General features: G+C 65.5%; 28 protein-coding genes and 1 pseudogene. 15 read left to right on the top strand and 14 right to left on the bottom strand.

The window, feature by feature from the left end; all coding sequences use genetic code 11:
* Positions 1 to 47 precede the first annotated feature (47 nt).
* Positions 48 to 884, top strand: coding sequence for an SDR family NAD(P)-dependent oxidoreductase (locus ACLP9N_RS27825; RefSeq protein ID WP_442404742.1), 837 nt, complete (start codon positions 48 to 50; stop codon positions 882 to 884).
* Here the strand turns inward: ACLP9N_RS27825 and ACLP9N_RS27820 are convergent.
* Both ACLP9N_RS27820 and ACLP9N_RS27815 read right to left on the bottom strand, forming a co-directional pair.
* Complete coding sequence (locus ACLP9N_RS27820) at positions 804 to 2,516, bottom strand: MOSC domain-containing protein (protein ID WP_442404743.1); 1,713 nt, start codon at positions 2,514 to 2,516, stop codon at positions 804 to 806. The two genes, ACLP9N_RS27825 and ACLP9N_RS27820, sit on opposite strands and share 81 nt — an antisense overlap.
* Before the next feature lie 15 nt (positions 2,517 to 2,531).
* A complete protein-coding gene (locus ACLP9N_RS27815) occupies positions 2,532 to 3,248 on the bottom strand; it encodes an SDR family oxidoreductase (protein ID WP_442410392.1) in 717 nt (238 codons plus the stop codon).
* A 199-nt stretch (positions 3,249 to 3,447) separates the two neighbouring features.
* Between ACLP9N_RS27815 and ACLP9N_RS27810 the strand changes: the two genes are divergently transcribed.
* From ACLP9N_RS27810 to ACLP9N_RS27795, 4 genes are all read left to right on the top strand, one after another.
* On the top strand, positions 3,448 to 4,320 hold the full coding sequence (locus tag ACLP9N_RS27810; protein WP_442410391.1) for an alpha/beta fold hydrolase: 873 nt from the start codon (positions 3,448 to 3,450) through the stop codon (positions 4,318 to 4,320).
* A 90-nt stretch (positions 4,321 to 4,410) separates the two neighbouring features.
* Positions 4,411 to 5,109, top strand: coding sequence for a TetR/AcrR family transcriptional regulator (locus tag ACLP9N_RS27805; RefSeq protein ID WP_442410390.1), 699 nt, complete (start codon positions 4,411 to 4,413; stop codon positions 5,107 to 5,109).
* Positions 5,109 to 5,771, top strand: a complete 663-nt coding sequence (locus ACLP9N_RS27800; protein WP_442410389.1) for a TetR/AcrR family transcriptional regulator — start codon at positions 5,109 to 5,111, stop codon at positions 5,769 to 5,771. Before ACLP9N_RS27805 ends, ACLP9N_RS27800 begins: the two co-directional genes overlap by 1 nt.
* Positions 5,772 to 5,899: 128 nt before the next feature.
* Entirely contained in the window at positions 5,900 to 6,355 is a 456-nt protein-coding gene (locus ACLP9N_RS27795; protein WP_442410388.1) for a cupin domain-containing protein, read from the top strand.
* A gap of 9 nt (positions 6,356 to 6,364) precedes the next feature.
* On the opposite strand, the gene ACLP9N_RS27790 is transcribed toward ACLP9N_RS27795, so the two are convergent.
* A complete protein-coding gene (locus ACLP9N_RS27790) occupies positions 6,365 to 6,763 on the bottom strand; it encodes a VOC family protein (protein ID WP_442410387.1) in 399 nt (132 codons plus the stop codon).
* 105 nt (positions 6,764 to 6,868) lie between these two features.
* Here ACLP9N_RS27790 and ACLP9N_RS27785 point away from each other — a divergent pair, with 105 nt between their 5' ends.
* From ACLP9N_RS27785 to ACLP9N_RS27775, 3 genes are all read left to right on the top strand, one after another.
* Positions 6,869 to 7,345: a hypothetical protein gene (locus ACLP9N_RS27785; protein WP_442410386.1), complete on the top strand. Its 477-nt coding sequence runs from the start codon at positions 6,869 to 6,871 to the stop codon at positions 7,343 to 7,345.
* A 127-nt stretch (positions 7,346 to 7,472) separates the two neighbouring features.
* Positions 7,473 to 8,108: a WS/DGAT domain-containing protein gene (locus ACLP9N_RS27780; RefSeq protein ID WP_442410385.1), complete on the top strand. Its 636-nt coding sequence runs from the start codon at positions 7,473 to 7,475 to the stop codon at positions 8,106 to 8,108.
* Positions 8,105 to 8,284 (top strand): WS/DGAT domain-containing protein, encoded by a 180-nt coding sequence (locus ACLP9N_RS27775; protein WP_442410384.1) that lies wholly within the window; start codon positions 8,105 to 8,107, stop codon positions 8,282 to 8,284. The genes ACLP9N_RS27780 and ACLP9N_RS27775 overlap by 4 nt, the downstream gene beginning before the upstream one ends.
* On the opposite strand, the gene purQ is transcribed toward ACLP9N_RS27775, so the two are convergent.
* Positions 8,251 to 8,925, bottom strand: a complete 675-nt coding sequence (purQ, locus tag ACLP9N_RS27770; protein ID WP_442410383.1) for a phosphoribosylformylglycinamidine synthase subunit PurQ — start codon at positions 8,923 to 8,925, stop codon at positions 8,251 to 8,253. The genes ACLP9N_RS27775 and purQ overlap by 34 nt on opposite strands.
* Complete coding sequence (gene purS / locus ACLP9N_RS27765) at positions 8,922 to 9,161, bottom strand: phosphoribosylformylglycinamidine synthase subunit PurS (protein ID WP_442410382.1); 240 nt, start codon at positions 9,159 to 9,161, stop codon at positions 8,922 to 8,924. The genes purQ and purS overlap by 4 nt, the downstream gene beginning before the upstream one ends.
* Positions 9,162 to 9,300: 139 nt before the next feature.
* On the opposite strand from purS, the gene ACLP9N_RS27760 reads away from it, so the two are divergent.
* A complete protein-coding gene (locus ACLP9N_RS27760; protein ID WP_442410381.1) occupies positions 9,301 to 9,939 on the top strand; it encodes an MBL fold metallo-hydrolase in 639 nt (212 codons plus the stop codon).
* 32 nt (positions 9,940 to 9,971) lie between these two features.
* Here the strand turns inward: ACLP9N_RS27760 and ACLP9N_RS27755 are convergent, their stop codons facing one another.
* On the bottom strand, positions 9,972 to 10,676 hold the full coding sequence (locus tag ACLP9N_RS27755) for a DUF2334 domain-containing protein (protein ID WP_442410380.1): 705 nt from the start codon (positions 10,674 to 10,676) through the stop codon (positions 9,972 to 9,974).
* A gap of 194 nt (positions 10,677 to 10,870) precedes the next feature.
* On the opposite strand from ACLP9N_RS27755, the gene ACLP9N_RS27750 reads away from it, so the two are divergent.
* Positions 10,871 to 12,499 (top strand): DHA2 family efflux MFS transporter permease subunit, encoded by a 1,629-nt coding sequence (locus tag ACLP9N_RS27750; RefSeq protein WP_442410379.1) that lies wholly within the window; start codon positions 10,871 to 10,873, stop codon positions 12,497 to 12,499.
* A gap of 5 nt (positions 12,500 to 12,504) precedes the next feature.
* On the opposite strand, the gene ACLP9N_RS27745 is transcribed toward ACLP9N_RS27750, so the two are convergent.
* Complete coding sequence (locus ACLP9N_RS27745; protein ID WP_442410378.1) at positions 12,505 to 13,068, bottom strand: TetR/AcrR family transcriptional regulator; 564 nt, start codon at positions 13,066 to 13,068, stop codon at positions 12,505 to 12,507.
* Between the two features lie 86 nt (positions 13,069 to 13,154).
* Here ACLP9N_RS27745 and ACLP9N_RS27740 point away from each other — a divergent pair, with 86 nt between their 5' ends.
* Positions 13,155 to 13,601: a DoxX family protein gene (locus ACLP9N_RS27740; protein WP_442410377.1), complete on the top strand. Its 447-nt coding sequence runs from the start codon at positions 13,155 to 13,157 to the stop codon at positions 13,599 to 13,601.
* On the opposite strand, the gene ACLP9N_RS27735 is transcribed toward ACLP9N_RS27740, so the two are convergent.
* Positions 13,530 to 15,677 (bottom strand): S9 family peptidase, encoded by a 2,148-nt coding sequence (locus ACLP9N_RS27735; RefSeq protein WP_442410376.1) that lies wholly within the window; start codon positions 15,675 to 15,677, stop codon positions 13,530 to 13,532. The two genes, ACLP9N_RS27740 and ACLP9N_RS27735, sit on opposite strands and share 72 nt — an antisense overlap.
* Positions 15,674 to 16,567, bottom strand: a complete 894-nt coding sequence (locus ACLP9N_RS27730; RefSeq protein WP_442410375.1) for a phosphoribosylaminoimidazolesuccinocarboxamide synthase — start codon at positions 16,565 to 16,567, stop codon at positions 15,674 to 15,676. Before ACLP9N_RS27730 ends, ACLP9N_RS27735 begins: the two co-directional genes overlap by 4 nt.
* Before the next feature lie 51 nt (positions 16,568 to 16,618).
* Here ACLP9N_RS27730 and ACLP9N_RS27725 point away from each other — a divergent pair, with 51 nt between their 5' ends.
* Positions 16,619 to 17,233, top strand: a complete 615-nt coding sequence (locus ACLP9N_RS27725) for a hypothetical protein (RefSeq protein WP_442410374.1) — start codon at positions 16,619 to 16,621, stop codon at positions 17,231 to 17,233.
* Between the two features lie 5 nt (positions 17,234 to 17,238).
* On the opposite strand, the gene ACLP9N_RS27720 is transcribed toward ACLP9N_RS27725, so the two are convergent.
* From ACLP9N_RS27720 to purB, 3 genes are read right to left on the bottom strand one after another with little or no spacing between them, the layout of a single operon-like run.
* Positions 17,239 to 18,009 carry a class I SAM-dependent methyltransferase gene (locus tag ACLP9N_RS27720; RefSeq protein ID WP_442410373.1) on the bottom strand — a complete coding sequence of 257 codons (771 nt, stop codon included), beginning with the start codon at positions 18,007 to 18,009 and terminating at the stop codon, positions 17,239 to 17,241.
* A gap of 59 nt (positions 18,010 to 18,068) precedes the next feature.
* A complete protein-coding gene (locus ACLP9N_RS27715) occupies positions 18,069 to 19,307 on the bottom strand; it encodes a cytochrome P450 (protein ID WP_442410372.1) in 1,239 nt (412 codons plus the stop codon).
* Positions 19,304 to 20,722: an adenylosuccinate lyase gene (gene purB / locus ACLP9N_RS27710; protein ID WP_442410371.1), complete on the bottom strand. Its 1,419-nt coding sequence runs from the start codon at positions 20,720 to 20,722 to the stop codon at positions 19,304 to 19,306. The genes ACLP9N_RS27715 and purB overlap by 4 nt, the downstream gene beginning before the upstream one ends.
* A gap of 219 nt (positions 20,723 to 20,941) precedes the next feature.
* On the opposite strand from purB, the pseudogene ACLP9N_RS27705 reads away from it, so the two are divergent.
* Positions 20,942 to 21,770 (top strand): annotated as a pseudogene (locus ACLP9N_RS27705) (DUF429 domain-containing protein).
* Here ACLP9N_RS27705 and ACLP9N_RS27700 read toward each other — a convergent pair.
* Entirely contained in the window at positions 21,694 to 22,311 is a 618-nt protein-coding gene (locus tag ACLP9N_RS27700; RefSeq protein WP_442410370.1) for a TetR/AcrR family transcriptional regulator, read from the bottom strand. The pseudogene ACLP9N_RS27705 and the gene ACLP9N_RS27700 sit on opposite strands and share 77 nt — an antisense overlap.
* A 72-nt stretch (positions 22,312 to 22,383) precedes the next feature.
* On the opposite strand from ACLP9N_RS27700, the gene ACLP9N_RS27695 reads away from it, so the two are divergent.
* On the top strand, positions 22,384 to 23,274 hold the full coding sequence (locus tag ACLP9N_RS27695) for an alpha/beta hydrolase-fold protein (RefSeq protein ID WP_442410369.1): 891 nt from the start codon (positions 22,384 to 22,386) through the stop codon (positions 23,272 to 23,274).
* A 110-nt stretch (positions 23,275 to 23,384) separates the two neighbouring features.
* The gene (locus ACLP9N_RS27690) at positions 23,385 to 24,977 is read left to right on the top strand and encodes a gamma-glutamyltransferase family protein (RefSeq protein WP_442410368.1); all 1,593 of its coding nucleotides are present in this window, start codon (positions 23,385 to 23,387) and stop codon (positions 24,975 to 24,977) included.
* Positions 24,978 to 25,064: 87 nt separating this feature from the next.
* Here ACLP9N_RS27690 and ACLP9N_RS27685 read toward each other — a convergent pair whose 3' ends face one another.
* Complete coding sequence (locus ACLP9N_RS27685; protein ID WP_442410367.1) at positions 25,065 to 26,387, bottom strand: alpha/beta hydrolase family protein; 1,323 nt, start codon at positions 26,385 to 26,387, stop codon at positions 25,065 to 25,067.
* Positions 26,388 to 26,392: the final 5 nt, after the last annotated feature.

The following is a 26,392-nucleotide window of genomic DNA, read 5'->3' as shown; positions in this document are numbered from 1 at the left end:
CCTGTGCTTGGGCAGGAGCAACTGAACTTCTCTCAAGGCAGGTTTCGATGGCAATAACGCTGGACGGCTCCACCGCACTGGTCACGGGCGCCACATCTGGGATTGGCCGCGAAATAGCTCTTCAACTCGCTGAGCGTGGTGCGCAGGTCGTGGTACACGGACGCAGCGCCGAGCGCGGCGCCAAGACGGTTCGTGATATCCAGAATGCCGGTGGCAAAGCATGTTTCGTCGCCGCGGATCTCAACAACGCCGACGACGTCCGACGGCTGGCCGCCGAGGCGGGACCGGTGGACATCTTGATCAACAACGCCGGCATCTACAAGTTTGGCGGGACCCTAGACGTCGATGGCGCGACTTTCGAAGGGCATGTGAACGTGAACCTGCGTGCGCCGTACATCTTGGTGCAGCAATTGGTTCCGACGATGGTCGGCCGTGGTGGCGGCGTCGTGGTGAATGTGAGCACTCTCGCCGCCTCGGTACCCACCAGCGGTGCAGGAATCTATGGAGCCACCAAAGCCGGGCTGGAACAGCTGACGCGGGTGTGGGCAGATGAATTCGGCCGGACGGGAGTGCGGGTCAACGCGATCGCGGTCGGCCCGACTGACACTCCGGGGGTCGCGGTCATGCCGGGCGTGCTGGAAGCCGTAGCGGCGACCACTACGTTGGGCCGGCCCTGCAGAACCGAGCGAAATCGCCGGCGCGGTAGTCTTCCTCAGCTCCGCGGAAGCCAGCTATATCAACGGCGCGGTCTTGCACGCGACCGGCGGTCAGCGTGCGATTGCCGCTTAGCACAGGGGCTTTCGCTACAGATCCAAGACGAGGTCCGTTTCCGGAGCCGCCGAGCAGATCAGCACAGTCCCCTGCTCAGGGAGCTCCAGCGGTGACTGGACATAGGTTGTCGCTCCGGCCACCACCCCGGTGACACAGACGTGACAGACGCCGCTTCGGCAGGCGAATCGTGTTGGCACGTAGCATGCTTCGGCCAGGTCGAGAATGCTGCCGTAGTCTTGCGACCAGTTGACCGTAAGCCCGCTGCGCGAAAAGGTGATCGATGGCCCAGTTCCCGGCTTCCCGGGCGGCGGGTGCGGCGGCTGGTGCTGTCCCGTGTCGACGATGCCCGGGTTGATGGGCGGCAGCGCGCCGAATAGTTCGCTGTGGATGCGTGCGGGGTCGAATCCGATGGACGTGAGCGCATCACGCATGTCGGTCATGAATTGCGTTGGGCCGCAGAGATAAGCCGCGGCGCCCGTCGGCAAGTCCAGCCCCGTGATGGACCGTTGATCCATGCGCCCGTCGGTTTGTGTGTAGAACACCCGCTGCCGCGCGTGGGACAACGACTCGATCAGCGTCGTGACTTCGGTTGCAAACGCTTGGGTCTCAGGATTTCGGCTGGTGTGCAGCCACCAGATGTCGCGGCTGCTGCCCGCAGCCGACAGCGCGTGCAACATGGCAAGCACGGGGGTGACACCGATTCCTGCCGAGATCAGAACCACCGCGGTGCTGTCATCGGTCAGACAGAAATCCCCACGGGGGGCGGCGGCTTCGATGACCGACCCCGGTTGGATGTGAGCATGCAGCCACTGGCTCACCAGGCCGTGCTCTTCGCGTTTGACGCTGATGCGGTAGCTGCCGGCGTCGGGATCGCCGGAGAGCGAATAGCTGCGCAGCGCCGTCGGGTTGCCGGCCCCGGGAATCCGCACGGTGAGGTATTGACCCGGAAGCGCCCGCGGAAGCGGGGTATCGTCTTCCGCCGCTAGGCAGATCGACAGCACGTTATCGCTTTCGCGATGCACCGCGCTGACGCGCAGCGCGCGAAATCCGTTCCAGCCCGGCTCGACTCCGATGGGCGGCGCCGTCGGCGTAGCGGAACTCTCGTGCGCTGCCAGCATCTCATTGAACGACTGCTGCCAGCCCGGGCTCAGCGCCGGAACGTCGACGATCTTGCGGAGTTGTGTGATGTCGCGGTCGGGCAGATAAAGCAGCGCGTCGACATCGGCAACGCTGAGCTCGTGGCGGCCACGCCGGGTCCGCACGATGTCGTCCCCGGCCCGGACGTGCCCCTCGGTGATGACGCGGAAGTAGAAGCCCGGACGGTGCTGGGCAACAAGCAGGTAGGGCATTTCCGGCTCGTTCAGGCGAAGGCCGACGCGGAAGCAGGTGACCCGTGGTTGGGTGACCTCGAATTCGGCGTCCCCGATGCGGTAGCGGTCACCGATGCAGACTTCGGCGTCCGCCAGCCCGGTGACGGTGAAGTTTTCCCCGAAATGACCGGGCGCGAGGTCGTCGCGATTCAGGTAGGTCTTCCAGAAGTCGTACGATTCGGTTTGATACACCATGACCGCGCGCTGCTCGCCGCCGTGGCCGGCCAGGTCACCCTGGCCGTCGCCGTCGAGATTGATGCGCCGCACCATGACTGGTCCCTCGACCGGGGCCTTCCATATCCCCGTGTACACGGTCTTGCCCCGCCATGGGACGTTCTTCGGCATACCCACGTTGACCGAAACGAGCCTGCCCATGGCGCCTCCTCGGCCTCAGACAAGTGGTTCGCCACCGTCGATCTTCAACGTCATGCCGGTCATGAACGTGTTGGTCATCGCGAACAATACGCCGCTGGCCACGTCCTCGGGCGTCCCGATTCGCCGCGCCGGGTTGTTCTCGGCGATGCGCTTGAAGTAGTCCTGCTTGCCGTCCTCGCCCATCGCGTCCCAGGCGCCCGTATCGATGACCCCGGGCGAAATCGCGTTGACCCTTATCGGAGCGAGTTCGACGGCCAGCCAGCGGGTGAGGAAGTCCACAGCGCCATTGGTGATACCGACCCCGAGGTAGCCGATATTGTGCTTGAAGGCATGCACCCCTGAGAACAGCACGAACGAACCGCCCGTATTGATTTGAGGGGCAAAGTATTTGGCCAGCATGGTGGGACCAATGACCTTGGTGTCGAATGATTGCTGCAGGTTATGGCGCTGTAGGTCGACCAGTTTTCCACGGGCGCGGGCCGAGGCGGTCGACACCACGTGATCGACGGCGCCAATCCGGTCAGCGAGAGCGGCGATCGATTCATCGTCGGTGATGTCAACGAACTCGGCGGTGATATCACTGCCGGTGTAGGCACTGGCGAGTTTTGCTTGATCGCGTCCGGCCACGATCACCCGCGCGCCTTCCGACTGCGCCAGCAAAGCGACCGCCCGCGCTATCCCGCTGCCCCGCCCGACCACCACGACTGTCTTGTCCCGCAACGCGTTACCCATCGCGCACTTGCTCCTTGCTCCGCAGGCGGGCAACCGCCTGCGCGCCCGCAGCTACCGCTCAGCTCGGGCCTAAATTGGGATGTGTGGCCCAGAATATTCCAACCTGGCACAAGGGGCAATACCTGGCCCAAACACTGTTGCGCACCGACCGTTTGGTGCATACTGGGTCATACAACCCAGAACTGCAGAGGGGCGCGCCATGCCGGCTGTTCATCACCGCTATGCCACAATCGACGGTCATCGGCTGTTCTACCGCGACGCGGGCGACGCCGATGCGCCCGCAGTAATCCTCCTGCACGGATTTCCGACCAGCTCCCACATGTTCCGGGATCTGGTTCCCGCACTCGCCAACCGCTACCACGTGATCGCGCCGGATCATCTCGGCTTCGGACTCTCCGACGCGCCACCCGTCGAGGAGTTCGACTACACCTTCGACGCGTTGACCGACCTCACCGCAGGCCTGCTCCGCACGCTCGGAATCGACAGGTACGCGATGTACGTGCAGGACTACGGCGCCCCCATCGGTTGGCGGCTGGCGCTGCGCGACCCGGCCGCTATCACGGCGATCGTCAGTCAAAGCGGCAACGGCTACGACGCCGGGTTCGTCGAGAGCTTCTGGAAGGTCGTCCGGGCCTATCAATCGGAACAGACCCCCGACAACGAGGCCGCAGTGCGCCAATTCCTCACGTTGGACGCCACCCGGTGGCAATACCTCACCGGCGTGCCCGACGAGACGCTGGTGAACCCCGAGTCCTGGTACCACGACTACGCGCTGATATCGCGGCCCGGAAACGACAAGGTGCAGCTAAAGCTGTTGCGCGACTACGCCACCAACGCACCGATGTACCCGCGCGTGCACGAATACTTCCGCGCCACCCGGGTGCCGCTGCTGGCGGTATGGGGTCGCGGTGACGAGATATTCGGTCCGGCCGGCGCCGAGGCGTTTGCCGACGACCTGCCCGATGCCGAGATCCACCTTCTCGACGGCGGGCACTTTCTGCTGGAGTCCGCGCTGGAGGAGGTCGCGGCGTTGATCCGAAACTTCCTCGCCAAGGTGCACGTGCCCGCCTGACGCGGACCCGCGGGCAGCACTCTCTCCGACCCACCTTCTAATGGGCTGGATATCCCATATTCGGAGGCGGCCCCGGGTTAGCCTGACGCGATGGCCCATCCCGACGTTCAGGACGAACAACGGTTGACCCCCAAGGGGCGCGCCACCCGGGACCGGATCGTGCAGGCGGCCGCCGAGCTGATCGTCACCGAGGGTCTGGCGGCGTCGAACTTGGAACGTGTGCGAAAGGCCGCGTCGGTCAGCGGCTCTCAACTGGCGCACTATTTCACCGATAAGAGCGCACTCATCCGCGCGGTCGTCCGGCGCCAGACCGGGGTGGTGCTGGACTTTCATCGGCAGCCCAAGCTTCGGGACTTGGACTCGTTCGACGACTTCGAACGATGGATCGACCTCAATATGCGCTACCTCAGGCGGATCGGAACCTCGGGCCGCACACCGACCTTCCACGCCCTGACCGCGCAGCTGGCAAAGTCCGACGACGCCACCCGCGCCACGTTGGCCGCGGGCTACCGGCAGTGGATCGAGCTGCTTGAGGCGGCGATCGAGCGGATGAAAGACCGCGGCGTTCTGGTCGCCGACGCCGACCCGCGACGGTTGGCATTGACCATCGTCAGCGCCCACCAGGGCGGCGGTACGTTGGCCTTTACCTATCGGGCGGAATGGCCGCACGCCGACGCCATTCGATTCGCGGTCAACTATCTGCGCATGTTCGCTACCGACCCCGGCGAACGGGCTCCGCGCCCGCCGCGCCGTCCCCGCGGCCGGCGTGCCACGGCCAACGCCACCTGATGAACGACGACAGCGCATCTCGGTTCACCCGCAAAGGCTTGGCGACCCGGGCGCGCATCATCGGCGCTGCGGCAAAGCTCATGTTCGAACGAGGCGTCGCCAACACCAGCATCGACGAGGTGCGCAGCACCGCCGGAGTGGGCGGATCCCAGATCTCGCATTACTTTCGCGACAAGCGCGATCTGACCCGCCAGGTCATCGCCGCACGCCGCAACGACGTCGTGGCGTTCCACACTCAGCCACAGCTCGGCGCGCTCGACACCCTCGATGCCCTGCAAGCGTGGGCCGACGCCTGTGTGGCCGACATCGACACCGTCTACCGCCTGGGCGGATGCGTCTACGGTTCGCTGGCGGGCGAGCTGATCGACGCCGACGACGAAATCCGCGACGATCTCGCCGACGGGTATGACGAGTGGCTTGACTTGTTCCAGACCGGCCTCACGGCGATGCGCAGACGAGGCGATCTGCGCGACGACGCCGACCCGCGACACCTCGCCGTGGCGCTGGTCATCGCACACCAGGGCGGCGCGATGATCACCCACGCCACCGGCGACGCGGAACCGCTGCGGGTCGCTGTTAACGCCGCAGTCGACTATGTGCGCTCCTTTGCGCCGCAGCCCAAGGGCCGCGGCAGCCGGTCCCGGCGCAGACCCAAATCCTGAGCGCGCCGATGCGGCTTGCCTGGCGGCGACCATCGCGCTTCCCGACGATCAGTAAATTGTGGCTGAGACTTCTCGAGGCCTATCGGGATGGGTCTCAGGACGACACGGGAAGGTGACACGGAGCGCTCATGGCAACTTCGGACGGATTTCACCCCGACTTCGACTCGAGGACAACAGAAGTCACGCGGAATAGGGTGCACCACGTTAGGGCCTCGGACATCACTTCGGACACCGCACAGTCAGAGGGGATGCGGCGCTTCGCTGCGCTGAGTGGACGATCGGTGGGTGCCGAGAAGCTGTGGATGGGAGAGACACATGTGTCTCCCGCAACCGCGTCGGCCAACCATCATCACGGCGAAGCCGAGACGGCAATCTATGTGCGAAGCGGCAACCCGGACTTCGTATTTCACGACGGCGTCCAAGAGGTGCGCATTTCAACGCGGCCCGGCGACTACATCTTCGTCCCGCCATATCTACCGCACCGGGAAGAAAACCCCGATCCGAACACACCCGCGGAAGTCGTGATCGCGCGCAGCACTCAAGAGGCCATCGTGGTCAACCTTCCGGCCTTGTATCCGCTCTGAGCAACGGGTTCAGTAGACGGCGATCTCGATGAGATTGCCGTCGATGTCGCGGCAGTAGTGTGACGTCATCGGACCCAATGCGCCTGCCTTGGTGACCGGTCCGGAAACGATTTCAACTCCGCAGTCGACGAGATGGGCGCGTACCTCGCCAGGGGTGCAACGCGTGACGAAGCACAAGTCTTCAGAACCGGCCGCTTCGACGGACCCGGTGACCCAGTCAGGATCATCGGCCTGCGCACCGACGGGTCGTAGGTTGATTTTCTGATTTCCGAAGCAAAGAGCAGTCCTATTCGACGGCCCGAACGTCTCGCGCTTCATGCCCAGCACCCGCTCGTACCACGCTGCGGTGGACTCGACATCGCGGCAATTCACAACGATATGGTCGAACCGCTCGACCGTTAATCCCATTTCACCCCCGGGGCCGGCTTCCTCAGCAAATTCTCAACAGATTCTTCGGTCCTTGAAGGCTCGGCTCAAAGGATCCCCAAAGCCGCTGGCCTCAAGATCAAACCCATGAACAGTGCCTCGCCTTGCGCGACCCTCGTCGAACGCTACATGTCCACCTGCGGGCTGCGGTTCTTCCGGGGACAGCACGATGGCGAATACTTCTTCGTCGCCAACGCCTATCCGCGGCTGCACGTCCATCTCGAGGTGTCCCCCTCGTTCGGCGACGTCGTGATCATCCGGGTCACTCCCGCGTCCTTTTACCCCGTCGCCGACCGCCCCTGGCTGACGCGCTTCGCCGACATGTGGAACCATCAGAACCGCGAAGTCACCGCGATCGTGCACGGCTCCTCTGACCCACAGCGCATCGGTGTTGTGGCCCGCAGATCCCAGTGGATCCGCGAAGGCATTTCTCTCGAGGACTTCGCTTCCTTCGTCGACCGCAGCGTCACAGCCGCGATCGATCTCTTCGCTGAGTTGACCCCGGTTGTGGAGCTGCCCTGCCGGTTTCAAGGGGAGCAGCCGTTGCTGCGGGACGCCGGCTGAGAGTCAGTCCCTTACGACACCGGCACGCAGTCGCTGATGTCGGAAAGGGGCTCGCCCATCTCGGTCCGGCAGCGCGCGACCATGCCCGGCAAGTCGTGAAGTTGCCGGGGTTGACCGGGATGCCGCCGTGGGGTTGACGCGGGTACGACGGCGGTCCAAACAACGCGGCGCCCACCCGGATCTGGCCGACGCATTCGATGCACCGCCGACCTTCCTCAACCATGTGGTGTCACCCCAGCGGCGGTTCGCCAGCGCGACGCTGCCGCTGACCGACATAAAAGCGACCGCAGCCCAGCTGGGCATCACCATCAACGACGTGGTGCTGGCGACAGCGGCCGGCGGATTACGGAAGCTCTTGTTGGATTACGACGGCACGGCCGACCGACCGATCATTGCGTCGGTTCCGACCGCCACCGACAAGTCGGACCGCGTCACCGGGAACGAAATCAGCGGTTTGTCCGTGTCGTTGCCCGTTCACATCGCCGACCCCGCCGAGCGGGCTCGGCTGGTCGCGGTGGCGACCCGGATCGCCAAAGAGGACCACGAAATCCTGGGCCCGCACCTGTATGGGCGGATGATGACCTATCTGCCGACCGCGATCGCGCCGGCCGCGTTTCGCTGGCTGGCGCGGCGCGAGGCGCCGAACAAGATGATGAACGTGGCCGTGTCCAGTGTCGCCGGACCGCGTGAACGTGGCCGGTTCGGAGGCGCATCGGTCAGCGAGATCTACTCGACCGGGTCCTCTCGCCGGGTGCTCCGGTGAACATCACCGTGTGGAGCTACGTCGACCAGCTCGGCGTCGCGGTGCTCACCGACGACCAGACGTTCAAGGACGCGCACGACGCCACCGACGCGCTCAGTTCCGCATTCGCCGAATTACGCAGTGCTGCAGGGGTTTTACCGGTTCATGCGGCAAGGACGGCGTCGAGCGCCGAATAGAACAGGCCCAGCCCGTCGTCGGAGGGTCCGGTTAACGCTTCGGTGGCATGCTCGGGGTGCGGCATCAGTCCGACGACGCGGCCGTTGGCTGAGCTGACTCCCGCGATGTCACGCAGCGAGCCGTTGGGGTTCTCGTGGTAGCGAAACACCACCCGTCCCTCGCCCTCTAGCTCGTCGAGCACATCCTTGGAGGCCACGTAGCGGCCCTCGCCAGATTTAAGAGGCACCAGCACGTCGGCGTCGGGCTCGAAGCGCGACGTCCACGCCGTCGAGTTCGACGCCACCCGCAGCCACACGTCGCGGCAGACAAAGTGCAAGCCCACGTTGCGGGTCAGCGCGCCGGGCAGCAGCCTGGTCTCGCACAGCACCTGAAAACCATTGCAAATCCCCAATACCGGCATGCCCCGGCCCGCGGCGGAGACCACTTCGGACATCACCGGGGCGAACCTGGCGATCGCACCGGCCCGCAGGTAGTCGCCGTAGGAAAACCCGCCGGGGACTATCACGGCGTCGACGCCCTTGAGGTCGGCGTCGGCATGCCACAGGCTGACGGCCTCGGCGCCGACCCGCCGCGCCGCGCGCGCGGCGTCCACGTCGTCGAGTGTCCCGGGAAAGGTGATGACGCCGATCCGCGACGTCATCGCGACTCCCGGCTTATCGTCCAGTCCTCGATCACGGTGTTCGCCAACAGCGACTCCGCGATCTCGGCGAGCGCGCTGTCGTCGACAGTGTCGTCCACTTCGAGTTCAAACCTCTTGCCCTGACGGACATCTGAGATGCCAAGGTGTCCGAGCCGCCCCAGAGCACCGACAATCGCCTGGCCCTGCGGATCGAGAATCTCCGCTTTGGGCATCACGTGTACGACCACCCGGGCCACCGGCATTCCTCCTCAGATCTGGCTCAGATCTATTCGCGCGCCAACTCTACCGGCGACAGGTGTCACCGGCTCACGGACACGACGCTATGTAGGCCTCGCATAGCGGTGCAACCACCCGGGTCGGGGCACAATCGTAGACATGCAACTGACGCATTTCGGCCATTCCTGCCTACTTGCCGAGTTCGGCCACACGAGCGTGCTCTTTGATCCCGGTACGTTCGCGCACGGTTTCGAAGGAATCACCGGCTTGTCCGCCATCCTGGTTACCCACCAGCACCCCGATCACGTCGACCCCGCGCGCTTGCCGGCGCTCATCGAGGCCAACCCGGACGCAGCCCTGTACACCGACTCGCAAACCGCGGCGCAACTGGACGCACCCTTCCAGGTGGTGCACGTCGGCGACGAGCTGTCAGTCGGGGAACTCACGATCCGGGCACTCGGCGGCCGCCACGCGGTGATACACCCGGAAATCCCTGTGATAGAGAACCTTTCGTATCTGGTGGACGACGGCGGTCATCGGGCCCGGTTGATGCACCCCGGCGACGCGCTGTTCGTGCCCGACGAACCGGTGGACGTGCTGGCCGCTCCGGCCTCGGCGCCTTGGATGCGAATCTCCGAGGCCGTCGACTACTTGCGGGCGGTGGCGCCGGCACGCGCGGTACCCATCCATCAAGGCATCATCGCTCCCGATGCGCGAGGCATCTACTACGGCCGGCTGACCGAGATGACCAGCACCGACTTCCAGGTGTTGCCCGAAGAGAGCGCGGTCACCTTCTAGGACGGACAGTCATCTTCTTTGCGCGAATTCAGTCAGGCGGCGTCGACAACGGCCTTGTCGGACAGCCACTTGTACACCGTAGGCGTGCAACCGTGCAGCGCCGCCAGATCGAGGGCATCCAGCATCGCCTGCAACGGCCCAGGCTTGCGCAACTGGCGGGCGGCGACCGCGACGCGCACTACGCCACCGCGGCGGGCGATTCGCTCCGCGGACAGCACCACCATCCGGCACCACCACGGCTCGGTCAGGAAGCCTTCGCCGATGCCCAGCACGCGGGTACGCACGGTGGTGTGCCGGACAAGATCGGTAACCCCGTGAAGATCGGCCAGCAGTCGAAAGCCGTTGCGCGGCAATGCCTTGACAACACCGGGTGACACCACCCAGCCCGGAGCCGCGAACAGCCGGGTGCGTAGCCCGAGGTGCTCGAGCACCCGGTCCGCGGCAGTCAGCCGCAGGTTGGCCTCATGGGCGCGCAGCATCGCGAATTCGCTGCGCCGCTTCTTGGTGGCCGCGTCGTCGTAGCCATGCAGGACGATGGCGTCTCCGGCGGCCCGCCGATTGGTCAGCCACTCGACGGTGCGCGGATCGCGGTCGAGCCGATAGTCACCACTGAGCCGAGGAGCCACCAGCAACGAAACCGGTACCGAGCGGGCATCCATCTGCGCGCAGAACGCATCGACGTCGGCCAGGGTCCGCTCCCCTATCCCCGAGACCGAGACGATCAGTTTTCCAGACACACTCGCAGTTTGACGATTCGAGATGTCGGGACGGTGAAGGACACGCAGACGGCAGGCGTATATCCAATCCTCTCAGCACCGGGCAAGGCGCCGTGACCAGGCCTTGCGGAGCGGGCTAGTCGGTCGAGCGGACAACCGAATTCACTGTCGGCCAGCAAACGCGGACCAGCGTCGGAGCCGGCAATCGATTCGATATGCTAAGCAACGCCATGGAGAAGGCCCGTTCCGCAGCGGCCGACACCCCGCTGCCCACCGCCCCCGCCGGGCAGGTTGGCGCCCCTGGCGCCCAAGAGCGGGTCTATCCCGACAAACTGGACGCCCACCTCTTACGCATCTCCGGCGTTTGCATCCTGGCCACGGTGATGTTGATCATCGATGTCACCGTCGTCAGCGTCGCGCAGCGCACCTTCATCGCCGAATTCGGGTCTAGCCAGGCCGTCGTCGCCTGGACGATGACCGGCTACACGCTCGCCCTGGCGACCGTGATCCCACTGACGGGCTGGGCAGCCGACCGGTTCGGCACCAAACGGCTGTTCATGGGTACGGTCGTGGCGTTCGCGCTGAGCTCGGTGTTGTGCGCTGTGGCATCAAGCATATTGCAGCTCATCGTATTTCGGGTCATCCAAGGCATCGGCGGCGGAATGCTGTTGCCCCTGGGATTCATGATCATGACCCGCGAGGCGGGCCCCGGGCGGCTCGGCCGCCTCATGTCGATCATGAGCATCCCCATGTTGCTCGCCCCGATCGCTGGGCCGATCCTGGGCGGCTGGCTGATCGCCACCTCCAGTTGGCGGTGGATATTCCTGATCAACTTGCCGATCGGGATCGTCACCGCAATCCTCGCGGCGATCGTCTTCCCACGGGATCACCCGGCCCGGTCGGAGACCTTCGACGTGATTGGCGGGCTGCTGCTCTCGCCCGGCCTGGCCACGTTTCTGCTCGCGGTGTCGTCCATCCCGCGCTTCGGGACCGTGGCCGACCGTCGCGTGTTGATACCGGCGGCCATCGGGCTGACGCTGATCGCTGCCTTCGTCGTGCACGCGTGGCACCACGCGAATCACCCGCTCATCGATCTGCGGCTGTTCCAGAACAGGGTGATCACTCAGGCCAATGTGACGATGCTGGTGTTCGCCACGGCCTTTTTCGGCGCCGGGCTGCTGCTGCCGAGCTACTTCCAGCAGGTACTGCACCACACGCCGATGCAGGCCGGGGTACACATGATCCCCCAAGGGCTCGGTGCGATGCTGACCATGCGGCTGACCGGACCGCTGGTGGACAGGCAGGGACCGGGCAAAATCGTGCTGGTCGGCATCGCCCTGATGACCGCAGGCCTGGGCACCTTCGCCTTCGGCGTGGCCAGGCAGGCACACTACCTGCCCACGCTGTTGATCGCGCTATCGATCATGGGGCTGGGCATGGGCTGCACCATGATGCCGCTCTCGGTCGCCTCGGTGCAGGCGCTGGCGCTGCACCAGATCGCCCGAGGCACGACGCTGATGAGCGTCAGCCACCAGGTGGGCGGCTCGATGGGAACCGCGCTGATGTCGATGATCCTGACCAACCAGTTCAACCGAAGTGGAAACATCACCGCGGCAAAGACACTCGCAACACTGCAACAGAACGCCGCCAGCAGAGGTGTGCCGGTTAACCCTGCGGCGATACCGCGGCAGACCCTTGCCCCTGACTTCGCCGACCATCTGCTGCACGATCTTTCGCGCGCCTACACCGCAGTGTTCGCGGTCGCCGTCGTGTTGGTCGTGTTCACCGTCATCCCGGCGTCGTTCCTGCCCAAGAAGCCGGCCAGCCAAACAGTCGGCGAATAGCGCGCTCAGCCCTCGAACAGCATCGTCGCTATCCGCATTACGGTATCCGTCGGATCCGTCTGCCGCACTTGATCGTTCACCGCGCCATTGAGCCACAGCATCGAAAACCCGTGCACCAGTGACCATGCCGCCAGCTGGGCACCAGCGGGGTCGGCGTGCGCGTTGGGATCCCGCAGCGTCGCCACGCCGCGGGCCAGTTCGGCGCCGGAAGCGGCCTCGGCGGCGACCAATTCGCTGTCTGACGCGTCGAGTAGCGACTTGTTGAACATCACTTGGTAGTGGCCGGGGTGCTCGATGGCAAAACGCACATAGGCCAGGGCCGCATCGGCGAAGTGCGGTCGGGCGTCGATGAGCGCCTGGGCCAACAGCTGAAACCCCTGTGTGGCCAGGGCGGTGAACAGACCCCGCCGATCGGTGAAGTGGTGGGCGGGCGCGGCATGCGACACACCCGCGTCCCGGGCCAGCTCGCGAAGCGACACCCGGTCGGCGCCCCGCTCGGCCACCAGGCGCGCGGCCTCGGTCAGAATGACGGCCCGCAGGTCGCCGTGGTGATAGGTCGGACGACTCATAGCGGCAGCATATCAGCACCAACTTGACAGTGACTAGTTCAGTGCTTAGTGTTTATCTTGTCGTTGTCTAGATTAGGGAGGTTGAAATGGCTCCGCTGATTGCCTTGCTGGTGGGCAGCATCGTCGCCCGGATCGCCGGTTGGCTCGGTGTCGGCTATGTCGACAGCTGGACCGCGGCGATCGCCGTCGGGCTGGCGGCAATGTTCGTGCTGACCGGGGTAGCGCACTTCGCGCCGCCGATGCGTCGCGACCTCATCGCGATCGTGCCGCCGCGGTTGCCCGCGCCCGGTCTGCTCGTCACCGCCACCGGCGTGCTGGAGCTGCTGGGCGCCGCGGGCCTGTTGCTGCCTGTCACCCGGGTGGCGGCGGCGGTGTGCCTGCTGGCGCTGATGCTGGCCATGTTCCCGGCCAACGTCTACGCCTCCCGGATGGCCAATCCGCCCAAGTCGATGACGACAAGGCTATCCCTGCGCACCGCCACCGAGGCCGTCTTCCTTGGCGCCGCCGTAGCGGTCGCCATCGGCGGCAGCTAGCAGCCAGGCATACTGGTATGCGGTTTCCTTCCAGGCTTTGTAGCGACCGCTGACGCCCCCATGGCCCGCCGCCATCTGAGTCTTGAGCAGCACCGGATTTCCGTCAGTCTTGGTGTGACGCAGCGCCGCAACCCACTTGGCCGGCTCCACATAGTAGACCCTGGTGTCGTTCAGTGACGTCATGGCCAGAATGGCCGGATAGTGTTTGGCCTCGACATTCTCGTAGGGCGAGTAGGACTTCATGTAGGAGTAGACATCGCTGTCGATCAACGGGTTTCCCCATTCGTCCCACTCGGTGACGGTCAGCGGCAACGAGGGATCCAGGATGGTGGTCAGCGGGTCGACGAAGGGCACCTGCGCGAGGACCCCGGCGAAAAGGTCGGGCGCCATGTTGGCCACCGCACCCACCAACAAACCACCGGCGCTACCGCCGTAGGCCACCAGTTCCCGCGCCCGCGTCAGCCCCGTGTCCACCAGATGCCTTGCCACCGCGACGAAGTCGGTGAAGGTATTCTTTTTCTCCAGCAACTTGCCTTGCTCGTACCACAACCGGCCCATCTCACCGCCACCACGGACATGGGCGATGACGAACACCATGCCGCGATCCAGCAGCGACAAGCGTGCGATGGAAAAGCCTGGATCCGTGCAGATCTCATAGGCGCCGTAGCCGTAAAGTAATGCCGGAGCCGGGAATTCGATACCCGCGCGGTGCACGAAGGACAGCGGAACGAGGGTGCCGTCGTCCGCGCGCGCCCAGTCGCGCCGCTCGACGTAGTCTTCGGGCCGGTAGTCGCCGAGTACGGGTTGCTCGCGCAGCAGGGTGCGCTCGCCGGTGGCCAGGTCGAGGTCGTAGACCCGCGCCGGGATGACGAAAGATCCGGCCCTGATCCGCAGTTTGGGCGAGTCCCAATTCGGGTTGGCGCTCAGTCCCGACGACACCAACTCGGAATCAAACAAGATCTCCTCGGGCTCACCGTAGTTGCCGTCAGAGCCGATCGGCCACAGCTGGATCCGGGGCAGCGCCTCACGCCGGTAGCTGACCACCAGATGACGGGCGAAGGCATCCACGAAGTCCAGGCGCACGTCATCGCGATGCGCGATCAGGGTACGTTGCTGGGTCGGATCACTCACTGGCGCCTCGACGAGCGTGAAGTTCACCGCACCGTCGTTGTGCAGGATCAAGAACCGGTCTTCGCCCCCGACGAGCGCGTGCTCCACCGAGTACTCGACGCCCTCGCGCCGTGGCAGCACCACCGCGAATTGTGCGTCGGGGTCGGCCGAATCGGCGTAGCGGACCTCGGAGGTGATGGCCGATCCCGCCGCAATGACGACGTAGGCCTCGCTTCGGGTGAGCCCCACCCCGAGCCAGTAGCGTTCGTCGGCCTCGTGGTACACCTGCTCGGACGGCTCGCCGGAGCCGAGCCGGTAGCGCCACACCTTGTCGGGACGCCGGGCCTCGTCCAGGGTGGTGTAGTACACGGTGCGGTTGTCGGCGGCCCAGGTGACTCCGGCAGCAACCGGTGTGATCTCGTCGGGGAACAGCTCGCCGGTGCGTAAATCTTTGAACCGCAAAGTGTATCGCTCGTCGCCGAGGACGTCGACGGAGTACGCCAGCAGGTGACCGTCCAGGCTGACCAGGCAGGCGCCCAGCGCAAAGAAGTCATGGCCTTCGGCCTCGATGTTCGAGTCGAGCAGGATCTGTTCACCGGGTATTTCGGTGTCCTCGTCGAGAACCGGCGGACTCCAGTCGCCGGAATCTTTTACCGGGCAACGGCACTGGACGCGGTACTGCTTTCCCTCGAAGGTGCGGCCGTAGTACCACCAGTCACCTTGCCGAACCGGCACCGACAGGTCGGTTTCCTTGGTGCGCGCCTTGATCTCGTCGAAGATGCTCTGCCGCAACGGTTCAAGATGAGCAGTCGTTTGGTCGGCGTACTCGTTCTCGGCCTCGAGGTAGGCGATGACTTCGGGGTTCTCCTTGTCGCGCAGCCATTCGTAGGGGTCGACGAAGACGTCACCGTGATACTCGCGTCTGGTGTCGATGCGTTTGGCCACCGGCGGTAGTGCGCCAGTCATGCGTCCGGGCCGATCCAGTCGCTGAAACTGAGACCGGAAATGCGTTCGTAGGCATTGACATAACGACCTCGGGTGGCGTCGATGATGTCGTCGGGGAGCGGTGGCGGCGGCGCGGTGCCGCCGCGGTCCCAGCCGGAGGCGGGACTGGTGAGCCAGTTACGGACGAACTGTTTGTCAAAGCTGGTCTGCACCACGCCGGGCCGGTATTCATCGGCCGGCCAGTAACGCGACGAATCCGGCGTGAAGATCTCGTCGGCCAGCAGCACATTGCCGTCGGGGTCGATACCGAATTCGAACTTGGTGTCGGCGATGATGATTCCCTTCCTCAGCGCATGATCGGCGGCCTGCACGTAAGTCTGTAGCGTGCGGTCGCGCAGCTGGTTGGCGTGCACCGCGCCCACCAGCTCGATCACCCGCGCGAACGAAATGTTCTCGTCGTGGTCTCCCAGTGCGGCTTTGGTCGCCGGCGTGAACAACGGTGTGGCGAACTTGCTGGCCTCGACTAGTCCCGGGGGCAACGGGATGCCGCAAACCTTTCCGGTGGCCTGGTAGTCCAGCAGCCCCGAGCCGGTCAGATAACCGCGGGCCACACACTCCACCGGGAACATCTCCAGCCGCCGAACCACCAGCGCGCGGCCCAGGACCTCGTCGGGAATTCGCGGGTCATCCGGCGGCCCGGCCAGGTGGTTGGGGGGGTCGACGAGGCCGAAGAAGAAGACGCTCATCGCGGTCAGGATGCGGCCCTTGTCCGGGATGGTGCTGTCCAAGACATAGTCGTATGCCGAGATGCGGTCGGACGCCACCAGCAACAGGTGCTCGTCGTCGACGCGGTAAATCTCGCGGACCTTGCCGCTGGCCAGGTGCTGGTAGTCGGACAATGCGGGGCGCATCGGGTCAGCCTATCCGGCAAGCACATCGCAAAGTGTGCTGGTATCAGTGCTATGAGGTTCATGCCGTACTCCACCAAACCGCTGCGACTGTTCGCCCAATTGATGAGCGATATCACCGTCTCGGTGTGGACGACGATATGGGTGTTCGTCGGTCTCGCTGTCTACAGCGCCATCTCGACGATCGCCGGCGCCGGCCGGCAAGTGGAAAGCGGCTCGAAGGGGGTTGCCGACAACCTGGCATCGGCAGGCCATAGCGCACAGCATATTCCGTTGCTGGGCGATGCGGTCAGCAAGCCACTGACCGCGGCCAGCGAGGCCGCGCTGGACATCGCGGGCGCCGGTCATGACCTGGACACCACGGCGAGCTGGCTCGCGGTGTTGCTGGCGATGGCGGTCGTCGCGCTGCCGATCCTCGTAGCGGTCGTGCCGTGGCTGTTCCTGCGGCTCCGATTCTTCAGGCGCAAATGGGTGGTGACCGCCTTGGCCGCCACCCCGGCCGGCGAACAGCTGCTGGCGTTGCGGGCATTGACGAACCGGCCGCCGCGCAAACTGGTGGCGATCAGCCCGGATCCGGTTGGCGCGTGGCGCCGCGAAGATCCCGTCACCATTCGGGCGCTGGCCGCCCTCGAACTGCGGGCGGCCGGGATCGCGATTCCCGCGCGCTAGGCCACCTAATCCACGCCGGCGCGGACGATTCGATCGGCGCGCCAGCACCACGCCCGCATGGGGATCTCGATCGTGTCGGCCCCCGGGAAACGCTCCTCCAAGGCAGTGCGTGCTTCGGCGAGCGCCCGCGCGCGGTCATCCGCAGACGCGACGATCGCCCGGCTGTAGGTGCCGAGCATCGCAACGGCGTCCCCGACTGTCATGGTCCGCACGAATCGGAACACTTCACGCGCGATGTTGTGGAAGATCTGCGGTTCCGGGAGGTCGAAGTACAGGCGCTGCCGGAACCGGTCTGCCAATTGCGCGTCGACCCTGTCCCCGCCAGGCAGCCGGTCCAGGTTGCGCACCCAATCCACCTCACGGTCTCGGCTCGTCCAGATCAGACCGAACCGACCGCCGTCGCGCAGCACCCGACCGATCTCTGGAACGGCCCGTTCGGGATCCATCCAGTGCCACGCCGACGAGACGAACACCGCGTCCGCGGCAGCGTCCGCAAGCGCAATCGACTCGCCACGGCCCTCGACAACACGAACTCCCGGGGACCGTGCCGTCAGCACCGTGCGCATCCGTGCGTCGGGTTCGACAGCGATGACCTGTCCCGCCCTGCCCACCAGCGTGCGGGTGAACAGCCCGGTGCCCGCACCCACGTCGACGGCCACCTCGCAACCGGTCGGTACCAGCCAGTCCACCGCCTGCTGCGGGGCCTGCGGGCGCAGTTCGTCGTAGTTTTCAGCGATTGATCCGAAGGACATGGCGCGCTCTTGTCGGTTCGTCACGACACCCAACGGTAGGCCGACAAGCTATGTGTTGGCTGTGCCGGCTGTGCCGTTAAGGATCAGCGCAGTTCCACGACCAGGTGCCGGATGCCGGTGTGCCGGTTGCTGCGGGTCCATTCGACGGGCTGCACAACACGTACACCGCCGAACCGCGAGAGTAGTTCCTCGTATAGCACCCGCAATTCCAGCCGGGCCAGGTTGGCGCCCAGGCAATAGTGCACACCCTGACCGAAGCCCAAGTGCGGGTTGGGCTTACGTGTGATATCGAACTCGTCGGGGTGGTCGAACACGTCCGCGTCGCGGTTGGCCGAGCCCTCCCAGATCTGGACCTTCTGCCCCGCCTCGATCGAGTGTCCGCCGAGCGCGACGTCGCGGGTGGCGGTACGGCGCTTGGACGGGGACGGCGACGTCCAGCGGATCATCTCCTCGATCGCCGTCGGCAACAGGTCGAGATCGGTACGCAGCGCCTGCAATTGCTCAGGGTGCTCGGCCAGCGCCAGCAGGCCGCCGGCGACCGCGTTGCGCGTTGTCTCGGCGCCGGCGCTGAACAGCAGGCTGAAGAACAGGTAGAGCTCGAGATCCGACATGGCCGGCGCTTCGGTGTCTTCCAGCATGGCGTTCGCGACCACCGACAACATGTCGTCGGTCGGCTCCGCACGCTTCGACGCGATCAACTCCTGGCCGTAGGCGTACATCCGCGACCCGGCTTCCTCAACCGACAGCTGCGAAAGGGACGCCTTGCGTGAGCCACCGAAGTCGAACTGCGGCTCGATGGCCTCGAAGAGCCAATGTCGTTCGGCCTCAGGCACTCCCAGCAGGGTGCAGATCATCTGCATCGGCAGTTCGGCGGCGATGTCGACGAGGAAGTCGAACGGTTCGCCGGGCACCACCGCATCCTGCAGCCGGCGTGCCCGGGCCCGCAGATTGTCCTCGACGCGACGGATCATGCGCGGCGTCAGCCCGGAACTGACGAGCCGACGAATCTGCGAATGCCGTGGGTCGTCCATCATGTTGAGCACCTGGCCCGCGATGGCCAGGTCCTGCAACAGCGTGCCGCCGAACGCCCGCGAACCACCGGTGACCGACGAGTACGTCACCGGATCGCGCAGTACCTCAAGCGTTTCCGCGTGCGTGGCGACCGACCAGAAGCCTTCGCCGTCGGGAGTGTTGTCGGTCGGCTGGTGCCAGTACACCGGCGCCTCCCGCCGATGCACGGCGAACAACTCGTGCGGGAATCCGTTGGCGAAATTGTCCAGATCGGTGAAGTCGATGCCCGAGAGCGCGCCGGCAAGGGTCACAGGATCGCACCCGGGGTGTACTTGGCCGCGTCCGGATAGCGGCCCACCAGTTCGTCCACCTGCGCAACCACCTCGTCGACCTGGTCGCCGGCGGCACCGGTGAACGACTTCTTGTCGGCCAGTGCGGCATTCAGCGCCGCCCGGTCCAGCGGCAGCCGCTCGTCTGCGGCCAACCGGTCCAGCAGGTCGGGCTCGGCGCCGCGTTCCCGCATGTCCAGCGCCGTCGCCACCGCATGTTCGGAGATCACGTGATGCGCGGCCTCCCGGCCCATGCCCGCGCGCACCGCCGCGATCAGCACCTTGGTGGTGGCCAGGAACGGCAAGTAGCGGTCCAGCTCGCGGCCGATGATGGCCGGGTAGGCGCCGAACTCCTCGAGCACCGTCAGGAACGTCTCGATCAGCCCGTCGATAGCAAAGAAGCTGTCCGGCAACGCGACCCGGCGCACCACTGAGCAGAAGACGTCCCCCTCGTTCCACTGGGTGCCGGCCAGCTCGGACGCCATCGAGGCGTAGCCTCGCAGGACCACCTGCAGCCCGTTGACCCGTTCGCAACTGCGGGTGTTCATCTTGTGCGGCATCGCCGACGACCCAACCTGTCCCGGCGCGAAGCCCTCGGTGACGAGCTCGTGCCCGGCCATCAACCGGATGGTGTGCGCCATCGAGGAAGGCCCGGCGCCAAGCTGTACCAGCGCGGAGGTCACGTCGTGGTCCAGCGAACGGGGATACACCTGCCCGACGCTGGTGAAAACCGTTGCAAAACCCAGGAATTCGGCGATGCGACGTTCGAGTTCGGCCAGCTTGCCCGTATCACCGCCAAGCAGGTCGAGCATGTCCTGCGCGGTGCCCATCGGTCCCTTGATGCCGCGCAGCGGGTAGCGATCGAGCAATTCCCGCAGCCGGGTCAGCGCGATCAGCGTCTCCTCCGCCGCCGACGCGAACCGCTTGCCCAACGTGGTGGCCTGCGCGGCGACATTGTGGCTGCGTCCGGCCATCACCAGGTCGCGATAGGCCACCGCCCGCTCGGCGAGGCGCGCCACCACCGCAACCCCGTGGAGAAGCACCAATTCCAGCGATCGCCGGATCTGCAACTGCTCCACGTTCTCGGTCAGGTCGCGACTGGTCATCCCCTTGTGCACGTGCTGGTGACCGGCCAGCGCGTTGAATTCCTCGATGCGGGCCTTGACGTCGTGGCGGAGCTTCCGTTCGCGGGCCGCGATGGAGGCCAGGTCGACATCGCCGAGCACCCGCTCGTAGTCGGCAATCACTCCTTGGGGAACGGGCACACCCAATTCCGCCTGTGCCCGCAGCACGGCGAGCCACAGCCGTCGCTCCGCGATGACCTTGGCCTCCGGCGCCCAAATCCCGACCATGTCCGCGCTGGCGTAGCGATTGGCCAACACGTTCGGGATGCTCACAGACACACAGCTTACGGATCCCGGCGCCGAGGTTGCCGGGGTTCTCGCGCAGGTCACATTCGCCACATGCGTCTCTGCTCCGGCAGGCACACAATTTGCCCGCCTCGCAGCGACTCGCGTTGTCGCTCGGAGGCGGGCAAAACGAACACCGCTCCCCAGAGAGGCCGGTGTGGCGCAATGTGACGTACCCCCCGGGAAACCCCGCCTAATCTAAATCGGATGTACTTCGTCGGCGTCGACCTTGCCTGGGGCGTACGCAATCCGACCGGTGTCGCGGTGATCGACTCACACGGCCGTTTGGTGCATGTCGGCGCGGTCCGCGACGACGTCGACGTGTTGGCCGCCGTGCGCCCATACGTACAAGACGACTGCCTGGTCGCTTTCGACGCGCCGTTGGTGGTGACCAACCGGACTGGCCAGCGTCCCGCCGAGACGGCGTTCAACCGCGACTTCCGCAGGTTCGAAGCCGGCGCGCACCCGGTCAACACCGGAAAACCCGAGTTCGCCAACGGTCCTCGCGGGGCGCGGTTGGCTCAGACGCTGGGGCTCGACATGGATCCACAGTCATCCGCTGCGCGCCGCGCCATCGAGGTCTACCCCCATTCGGCGACGGTGGCGCTGTTCCGGCTGCCACGCACGCTGAAGTACAAGGCCAAACCCGGCCGCGGTCTCGACCAGCTCAAATCCGAGCTGCTGCTGATGATGGACGGCATCGAGGGGCTTGCGCACGCCCCGGTGCCGCTACAGGTTGCCGGTCCCGAATGGGCCGGGCTGCGCCGGCAGGTGCTGACCGCGCAGCGCAAGAGCGACCTGCGCCGCGCCGAGGATCCGATCGACGCCGTCGTCTGCGCCTATGTGGCGCTCTATGCCGTGCGCTGCCCGGACGGCGTGACGATCTACGGAGACTTCGCCACCGGCTGCATCGTGACGCCGACGCTGCCCGCGGATTTGGCGTGACTTGACGGGGGCGGTCAGATCCGCACCGGACGCTGGTCGATCGGTGCGAGCACGTCGATCAGGTCGACGACCGTCCCGAGCGCAGCCGTGAGGGGATCTCGCCCTTCGACCAGCGCAGAGACCACCGAACCGTCGACCGCACAGATCAGCGTGCACACCAGCTCGATATGCACGGATCGGCCCGATTTTTCGATGGCTTCGGCAACGGCCTCGGCGCGCTGCCGCAGGCTGCGTCGCATTGTTTCGCGCAGCGCGGGCAGGCGGGTACAGGCGATGTGACGCTCGTATCGCGATATCAGCTGCTCGGCAAGTCCCGGACCCGACATGTCCCCCACAAGCAGGTCGACCAGCATTTCAGCGGTGGTCTCGGGGCCCCGCCGCCGCCGAGACAGCGCGGTGACCCGCGCGCGTAGCTGGGCAATCTCGATCATCCCGATGTGCTCGACCGCCCGGGCGATCAAATCGTCCAGCGATGAGAAGTAGTACGTGGTTGACGCCAATGGCAGGCCGGCGCGCCGGGCGACCGCCCGGTGACGCACCGCTTCGAATCCGCCCTCGCCGAGCAGCTCGGCGGCAGCACTCACCAACGCATACCGTCGACGTTCTCCCTTGGGAGTAACTGCTGCAGTCACGGTTGACTATGGTGCCAGCCAAAGTGGTACTGCGATGCCATTTTGGCCAAACGGCCATGGGATAATTGCTCGATGCCCGACTTTAGCCGTCGCGCGGTGCTTCGCCTGGGCGCCGGCGTGGCCCTCGGCGCGGCCGGCGGATACGCGCTCGACATGCTGCTTCAGCCGCGACCGTCGCAGGCCGTGCCACTATCTGCGGGCGGAACTCAGGTTCCGTTGGCGCCGGCCCCCCCGCTCGAACCGGCGGCCCCGGCGCCAACCATGACGACGGGCTCCTTCGCGTCCGCGGCACGCGGCGGGATATCAACCAACTGGGCGATCGCGCGTCCGCCGGGCCAAACCAAGCCGCTGCGACCTGTGATCGCGCTGCACGGAAAGGGCAGTGACGCGGCGACCGTCATGGCCGGCGGCGTCGAGCAGGGTCTGGCGCAGGCCGTCAACGCCGGATTGCCGCCGTTTGCGGTGGTCGCCGTCGACGGTGGCGGCACTTACTGGCATAAGAGGGCTTCGGGCGAGGACGCCGGTGCCATGGTGCTCAACGAGCTGATCCCGATGCTGGACAAGCAAAACCTCGACACCTCGCGGGTAGCGTTTTTGGGCTGGTCGATGGGCGGCTACGGCGCACTGCTGCTCGGCGGCCGGTTGGGGCCGGCACGCACCGCGGCGATCTGCGCGGTGAGCCCGGCGCTGTGGCTGTCTTCCGGGGCGGCCGCACCCGGCGCATTCGACGGGCCCGACGATTTTGCGGCTAACTCCGTATTCGGAATGCCGGCGCTGGCGTCCATCCCGATCCGGGTGGACTGCGGCGACAGCGACCCGTTCTACGATGCGACAAGGCAATTCGTCGCTCAATTGCCCAATCCGCCCGCGGGCGGTTTCTCGCCCGGCGGCCACAACCCGGGGTTCTGGAGCTCGCAGCTGCCGGCCGAGCTGACCTGGATGGCGCCATTGCTGACGGCCTGAGTGCCGAGCAGACGCAAAAGCCCTTAATGCGAGCCGATCTTCGGGGCCTTTGCGTCTGCTCGCGGTACCTAACGTTGAGCACGCGGCGACACCCGTGCGACGATCCGACAGTGACGAAGCCTTATGGGCCTTTCGGTTGGGACTTCCCGTACCCGTGGCCGCGAAAGCCCATCCTGGCGGCAAACGTCGTGTGCACATCCCAACCGCTTGCCGCCCAAGCAGGCCTTCAGATGCTCGCCGAGGGCGGGGGCGCCGTCGACGCGGCCATCGCCACCGCCATCACCCTCACGTTGGTGGAACCGGTGTCCAACGGAATCGGCTCGGACGCCTTCGCCATCGTCTGGGACGGCCGGGAATTGCACGGCCTGAACGCGTCCGGTCGCTCGCCCGCGGCGTGGACGCCAGAGTACTTCGGCGGCAAGGGTGTTCCAGCACGCGGCTGGAATTCGGTGACCGTGCCCGGAGCGGTGTCGGCGTGGGTCGAATTGCACGCCAAGTTCGGCAGGCTACCGTTCGAAAGACTCTTCGAGTCTGCGATTTCCTATGGCCGCAACGGCTTTCTGGTCTCACCGACCGTCGCGCAGCAGTGGGCGGCGCAGGTGCCGCTGTTCAAAACCCAGCCCGGGTTCGCCGAAGCGTTCATGCCCGGCGGGCGAGCGCCGAGACCCGGGGAACAGTTCAGGTTTCCCGACCACGCGGCCACTCTCGAACAGATCGCCACAACCAACGGCGAAGCGTTTTACCGAGGAGAACTGGCGGCCAAACTCGAAGCGCATGCGACGGCCAACGGCGGAGTCATGCAAGCCGGCGACCTGGCGGCTCATCGCGCCGACTGGGTCGAAACGATCAGCCGAACCTACCGCGGATACACCATCCACGAGATACCGCCCAACGGCCAGGGGATCGTGGCGCTGATCACCCTGGGAATCCTGGAGCAGTTCGACATGTCATCGCTGCCCGCCGATTCCGCCGATAGCGTGCATCTGCAGATCGAAGCGCTGAAGCTCGCTTTCGCCGACGCACAGGCCTATGTGGCCGACATCGACCACATGCCGCTACGCCCGGAACACCTGCTGAACAACGAATACCTGAAGCATCGCGCCAGATTGATCGACTGGAAGCGGGCAACGCCGGCCGACGCCGGCACCCCGAAGGGGGGCACCGTGTATCTCACCGCCGCCGACTCGTCAGGGGTGATGGTGTCGATGATCCAGTCGAACTACATGGGATTCGGCTCCGGTGTGGTGGTGGGCGACACCGGAATTTCGCTGCAGAATCGCGGCGCGGATTTCGTTGTGGCTCAAGGGCATCCGAACCAGGTCGGGCCGAACAAGCGTCCTTACCACACGATCATTCCGGGCTTTGTCAGCAAAGAAGGCGCACCGGTGATGAGCTTCGGGGTGATGGGCGGCACCATGCAGCCCCAGGGTCATGTCCAGGTGCTGGTGCGCATCGCCGATCACGGCCAGAATCCGCAGACGGCGTGTGACGGGCCCCGGTTCCGGTGGGTCCAAGGCATGGAGGTGAGCTGCGAGATGGGTTTCCCGCACTCAACGCTCGACGAGCTCCGACAGCGCGGGCACGACCTGGTCGCCGTGGACGACTACAACCAGTTCGGCAGCTGCCAGGCGATTTGGCGCCTCGATGACGGCTATTTGGCGGCGAGCGACCCACGCCGCGACGGCCAAGCCGCAGCGTTCTAGTTGGGCTCAGCCGGTTCCGAACCGCGGAGCCCCCGAAACGGGGCACGCCTTTAGCCCAATCGCGGGTGCCCAACGGGCGAAGAGGATTTATATGAGCTGAGCGACGTCGAGCAGCTCTTTGGCTTTGGCTTCGCCTTGCACTTTTCCGTATTTGGCGAATTGGCTGATGAACAGATCGGCAGCGGCTGGGCTCGCCGGCGCTGGCGGCGGACCGCCGAGGAAGACATGGTTAAGCCAGTCGAAGATCGCCGCCTGGGCGTAGCTCAATCCACCCATCTGGCAATGGCTTGACGCGCCTTCGGCTCGGGTGAACAGGCGGATGTAGCGCTCGCATTTGAGGGCGAGCATAAAGTCGAGCGTGTCGACGATGATGTCGGCCGAGGGCGCAGCGGCGTCGCGGATATCATCCTCGCTGAACAGGAACAACATCGGGTTGTGGTACCGATCGGCGAAATCCTTGATGCTGTAGGGCTGGTACACCTGCACCCATTCATGGGCGTTTCGGATGCCGAGACTCCAAGCGGAATGTTGGAATCCCCACCGGACCGGGCCATTGACCTTCATCACCAGCTTGAACGCCGCATCCATAAACGTCGTGTTCTTCAGTAGCCCGTTCATCCCGGCTCGCGCGGCCGCGCCGCAGTCGACGACCAACGAGTTGGGGATGCAGGCGCGGATTCGTTGGTCGAGCGCCCCACGAGTCGCAAGGTAGCCACCCATCGAGTACCCGATGATGGCCACCGCGCCGGGATCGACGTCGCTGCGGCTGAGCAAGTAGTCCACCGCGGCCCCCACAGGCTTCTCGTAGTCGGGGCGAAACGTCAGGCCCGGGTTGGTCTTCAGAGCAGCCCACTGCCCTGGGCCCTCGAACATCAGGCAGTTCCAGCCATAGGCCGGGGCTGCGGCGCCGATCCAGCAGTAGAGCTCCTCCATAGTGGAGTCAAAGCCTCCCAGCGCGATGAGAGTGGGACGCTGACCGTCGCCTCCGGAGACGAAATAGGCTGGCAGCCGTGCCCCTTCGAAATCGATGTCTATACATTCGAGGGGAGCGTCCATCAGAGCGATCATCCGCTGAAAGCAGTCCTTGCTGCGCCGCCACAGTTCGGTATGCCGCGCATCGGTGTGGGCGACGTAGAACACCGCCATCCGGTAGTAGTTGGCGGCACGAAGGAAGGCATCGCGAGCGCTGACGCGGTTGCCGATCCGATCTTCACCCTCTGCGAAGCCCGCAACCCGGTCAGCGGTGACAGCCCACTGGGTGATCCAGCTGTCGAAGCTGTTGTCTTTGACGCGGCTCATGGTGTCCATACACTCGCCGTATTCGGCGGCGCCAACAGCCTGAAGCGAGAGTCCGCGAACGAACTCGAAATTGAACCCGCCCACGGTCTTGTTGGCGAAATCGACCTTCATCGCGC

It is taken from the genome of Mycobacterium sp., from assembly GCF_052144515.1.
GTDB lineage: Bacteria > Actinomycetota > Actinomycetes > Mycobacteriales > Mycobacteriaceae > Mycobacterium.
This window is presented reverse-complemented; position numbering and strand designations above follow the sequence as displayed.

Excerpts from the sequence above, each read along its gene's own strand:
- purQ (WP_442410383.1), bottom strand. The coding sequence starts at position 8,925 with ATGACGTCGCGGATCGGCGTCATCACCTTTCCCGGGACACTCGACGAC.
- ACLP9N_RS27790 (WP_442410387.1), bottom strand. The coding sequence starts at position 6,763 with ATGGGATTAACGGTCGAGCGGTTCGACCATATCGTTGTGAATTGCCGC.
- ACLP9N_RS27750 (WP_442410379.1), top strand. The coding sequence starts at position 10,871 with ATGCTAAGCAACGCCATGGAGAAGGCCCGTTCCGCAGCGGCCGACACC.
- ACLP9N_RS27735 (WP_442410376.1), bottom strand. The coding sequence starts at position 15,677 with ATGACTGGCGCACTACCGCCGGTGGCCAAACGCATCGACACCAGACGC.
- ACLP9N_RS27820 (WP_442404743.1), bottom strand. The coding sequence starts at position 2,516 with ATGGGCAGGCTCGTTTCGGTCAACGTGGGTATGCCGAAGAACGTCCCA.
- ACLP9N_RS27730 (WP_442410375.1), bottom strand. The coding sequence starts at position 16,567 with ATGCGCCCCGCATTGTCCGACTACCAGCACCTGGCCAGCGGCAAGGTC.
- ACLP9N_RS27815 (WP_442410392.1), bottom strand. The coding sequence starts at position 3,248 with ATGGGTAACGCGTTGCGGGACAAGACAGTCGTGGTGGTCGGGCGGGGC.
- ACLP9N_RS27800 (WP_442410389.1), top strand. The coding sequence starts at position 5,109 with ATGAACGACGACAGCGCATCTCGGTTCACCCGCAAAGGCTTGGCGACC.
- ACLP9N_RS27685 (WP_442410367.1), bottom strand. The coding sequence starts at position 26,387 with ATGAAGGTCGATTTCGCCAACAAGACCGTGGGCGGGTTCAATTTCGAG.
- ACLP9N_RS27725 (WP_442410374.1), top strand. The coding sequence starts at position 16,619 with ATGAGGTTCATGCCGTACTCCACCAAACCGCTGCGACTGTTCGCCCAA.
- ACLP9N_RS27825 (WP_442404742.1), top strand. The coding sequence starts at position 48 with ATGGCAATAACGCTGGACGGCTCCACCGCACTGGTCACGGGCGCCACA.
- ACLP9N_RS27760 (WP_442410381.1), top strand. The coding sequence starts at position 9,301 with ATGCAACTGACGCATTTCGGCCATTCCTGCCTACTTGCCGAGTTCGGC.
- ACLP9N_RS27745 (WP_442410378.1), bottom strand. The coding sequence starts at position 13,068 with ATGAGTCGTCCGACCTATCACCACGGCGACCTGCGGGCCGTCATTCTG.
- ACLP9N_RS27810 (WP_442410391.1), top strand. The coding sequence starts at position 3,448 with ATGCCGGCTGTTCATCACCGCTATGCCACAATCGACGGTCATCGGCTG.
- ACLP9N_RS27740 (WP_442410377.1), top strand. The coding sequence starts at position 13,155 with ATGGCTCCGCTGATTGCCTTGCTGGTGGGCAGCATCGTCGCCCGGATC.
- ACLP9N_RS27785 (WP_442410386.1), top strand. The coding sequence starts at position 6,869 with ATGAACAGTGCCTCGCCTTGCGCGACCCTCGTCGAACGCTACATGTCC.
- ACLP9N_RS27795 (WP_442410388.1), top strand. The coding sequence starts at position 5,900 with ATGGCAACTTCGGACGGATTTCACCCCGACTTCGACTCGAGGACAACA.
- ACLP9N_RS27805 (WP_442410390.1), top strand. The coding sequence starts at position 4,411 with ATGGCCCATCCCGACGTTCAGGACGAACAACGGTTGACCCCCAAGGGG.
- ACLP9N_RS27695 (WP_442410369.1), top strand. The coding sequence starts at position 22,384 with ATGCCCGACTTTAGCCGTCGCGCGGTGCTTCGCCTGGGCGCCGGCGTG.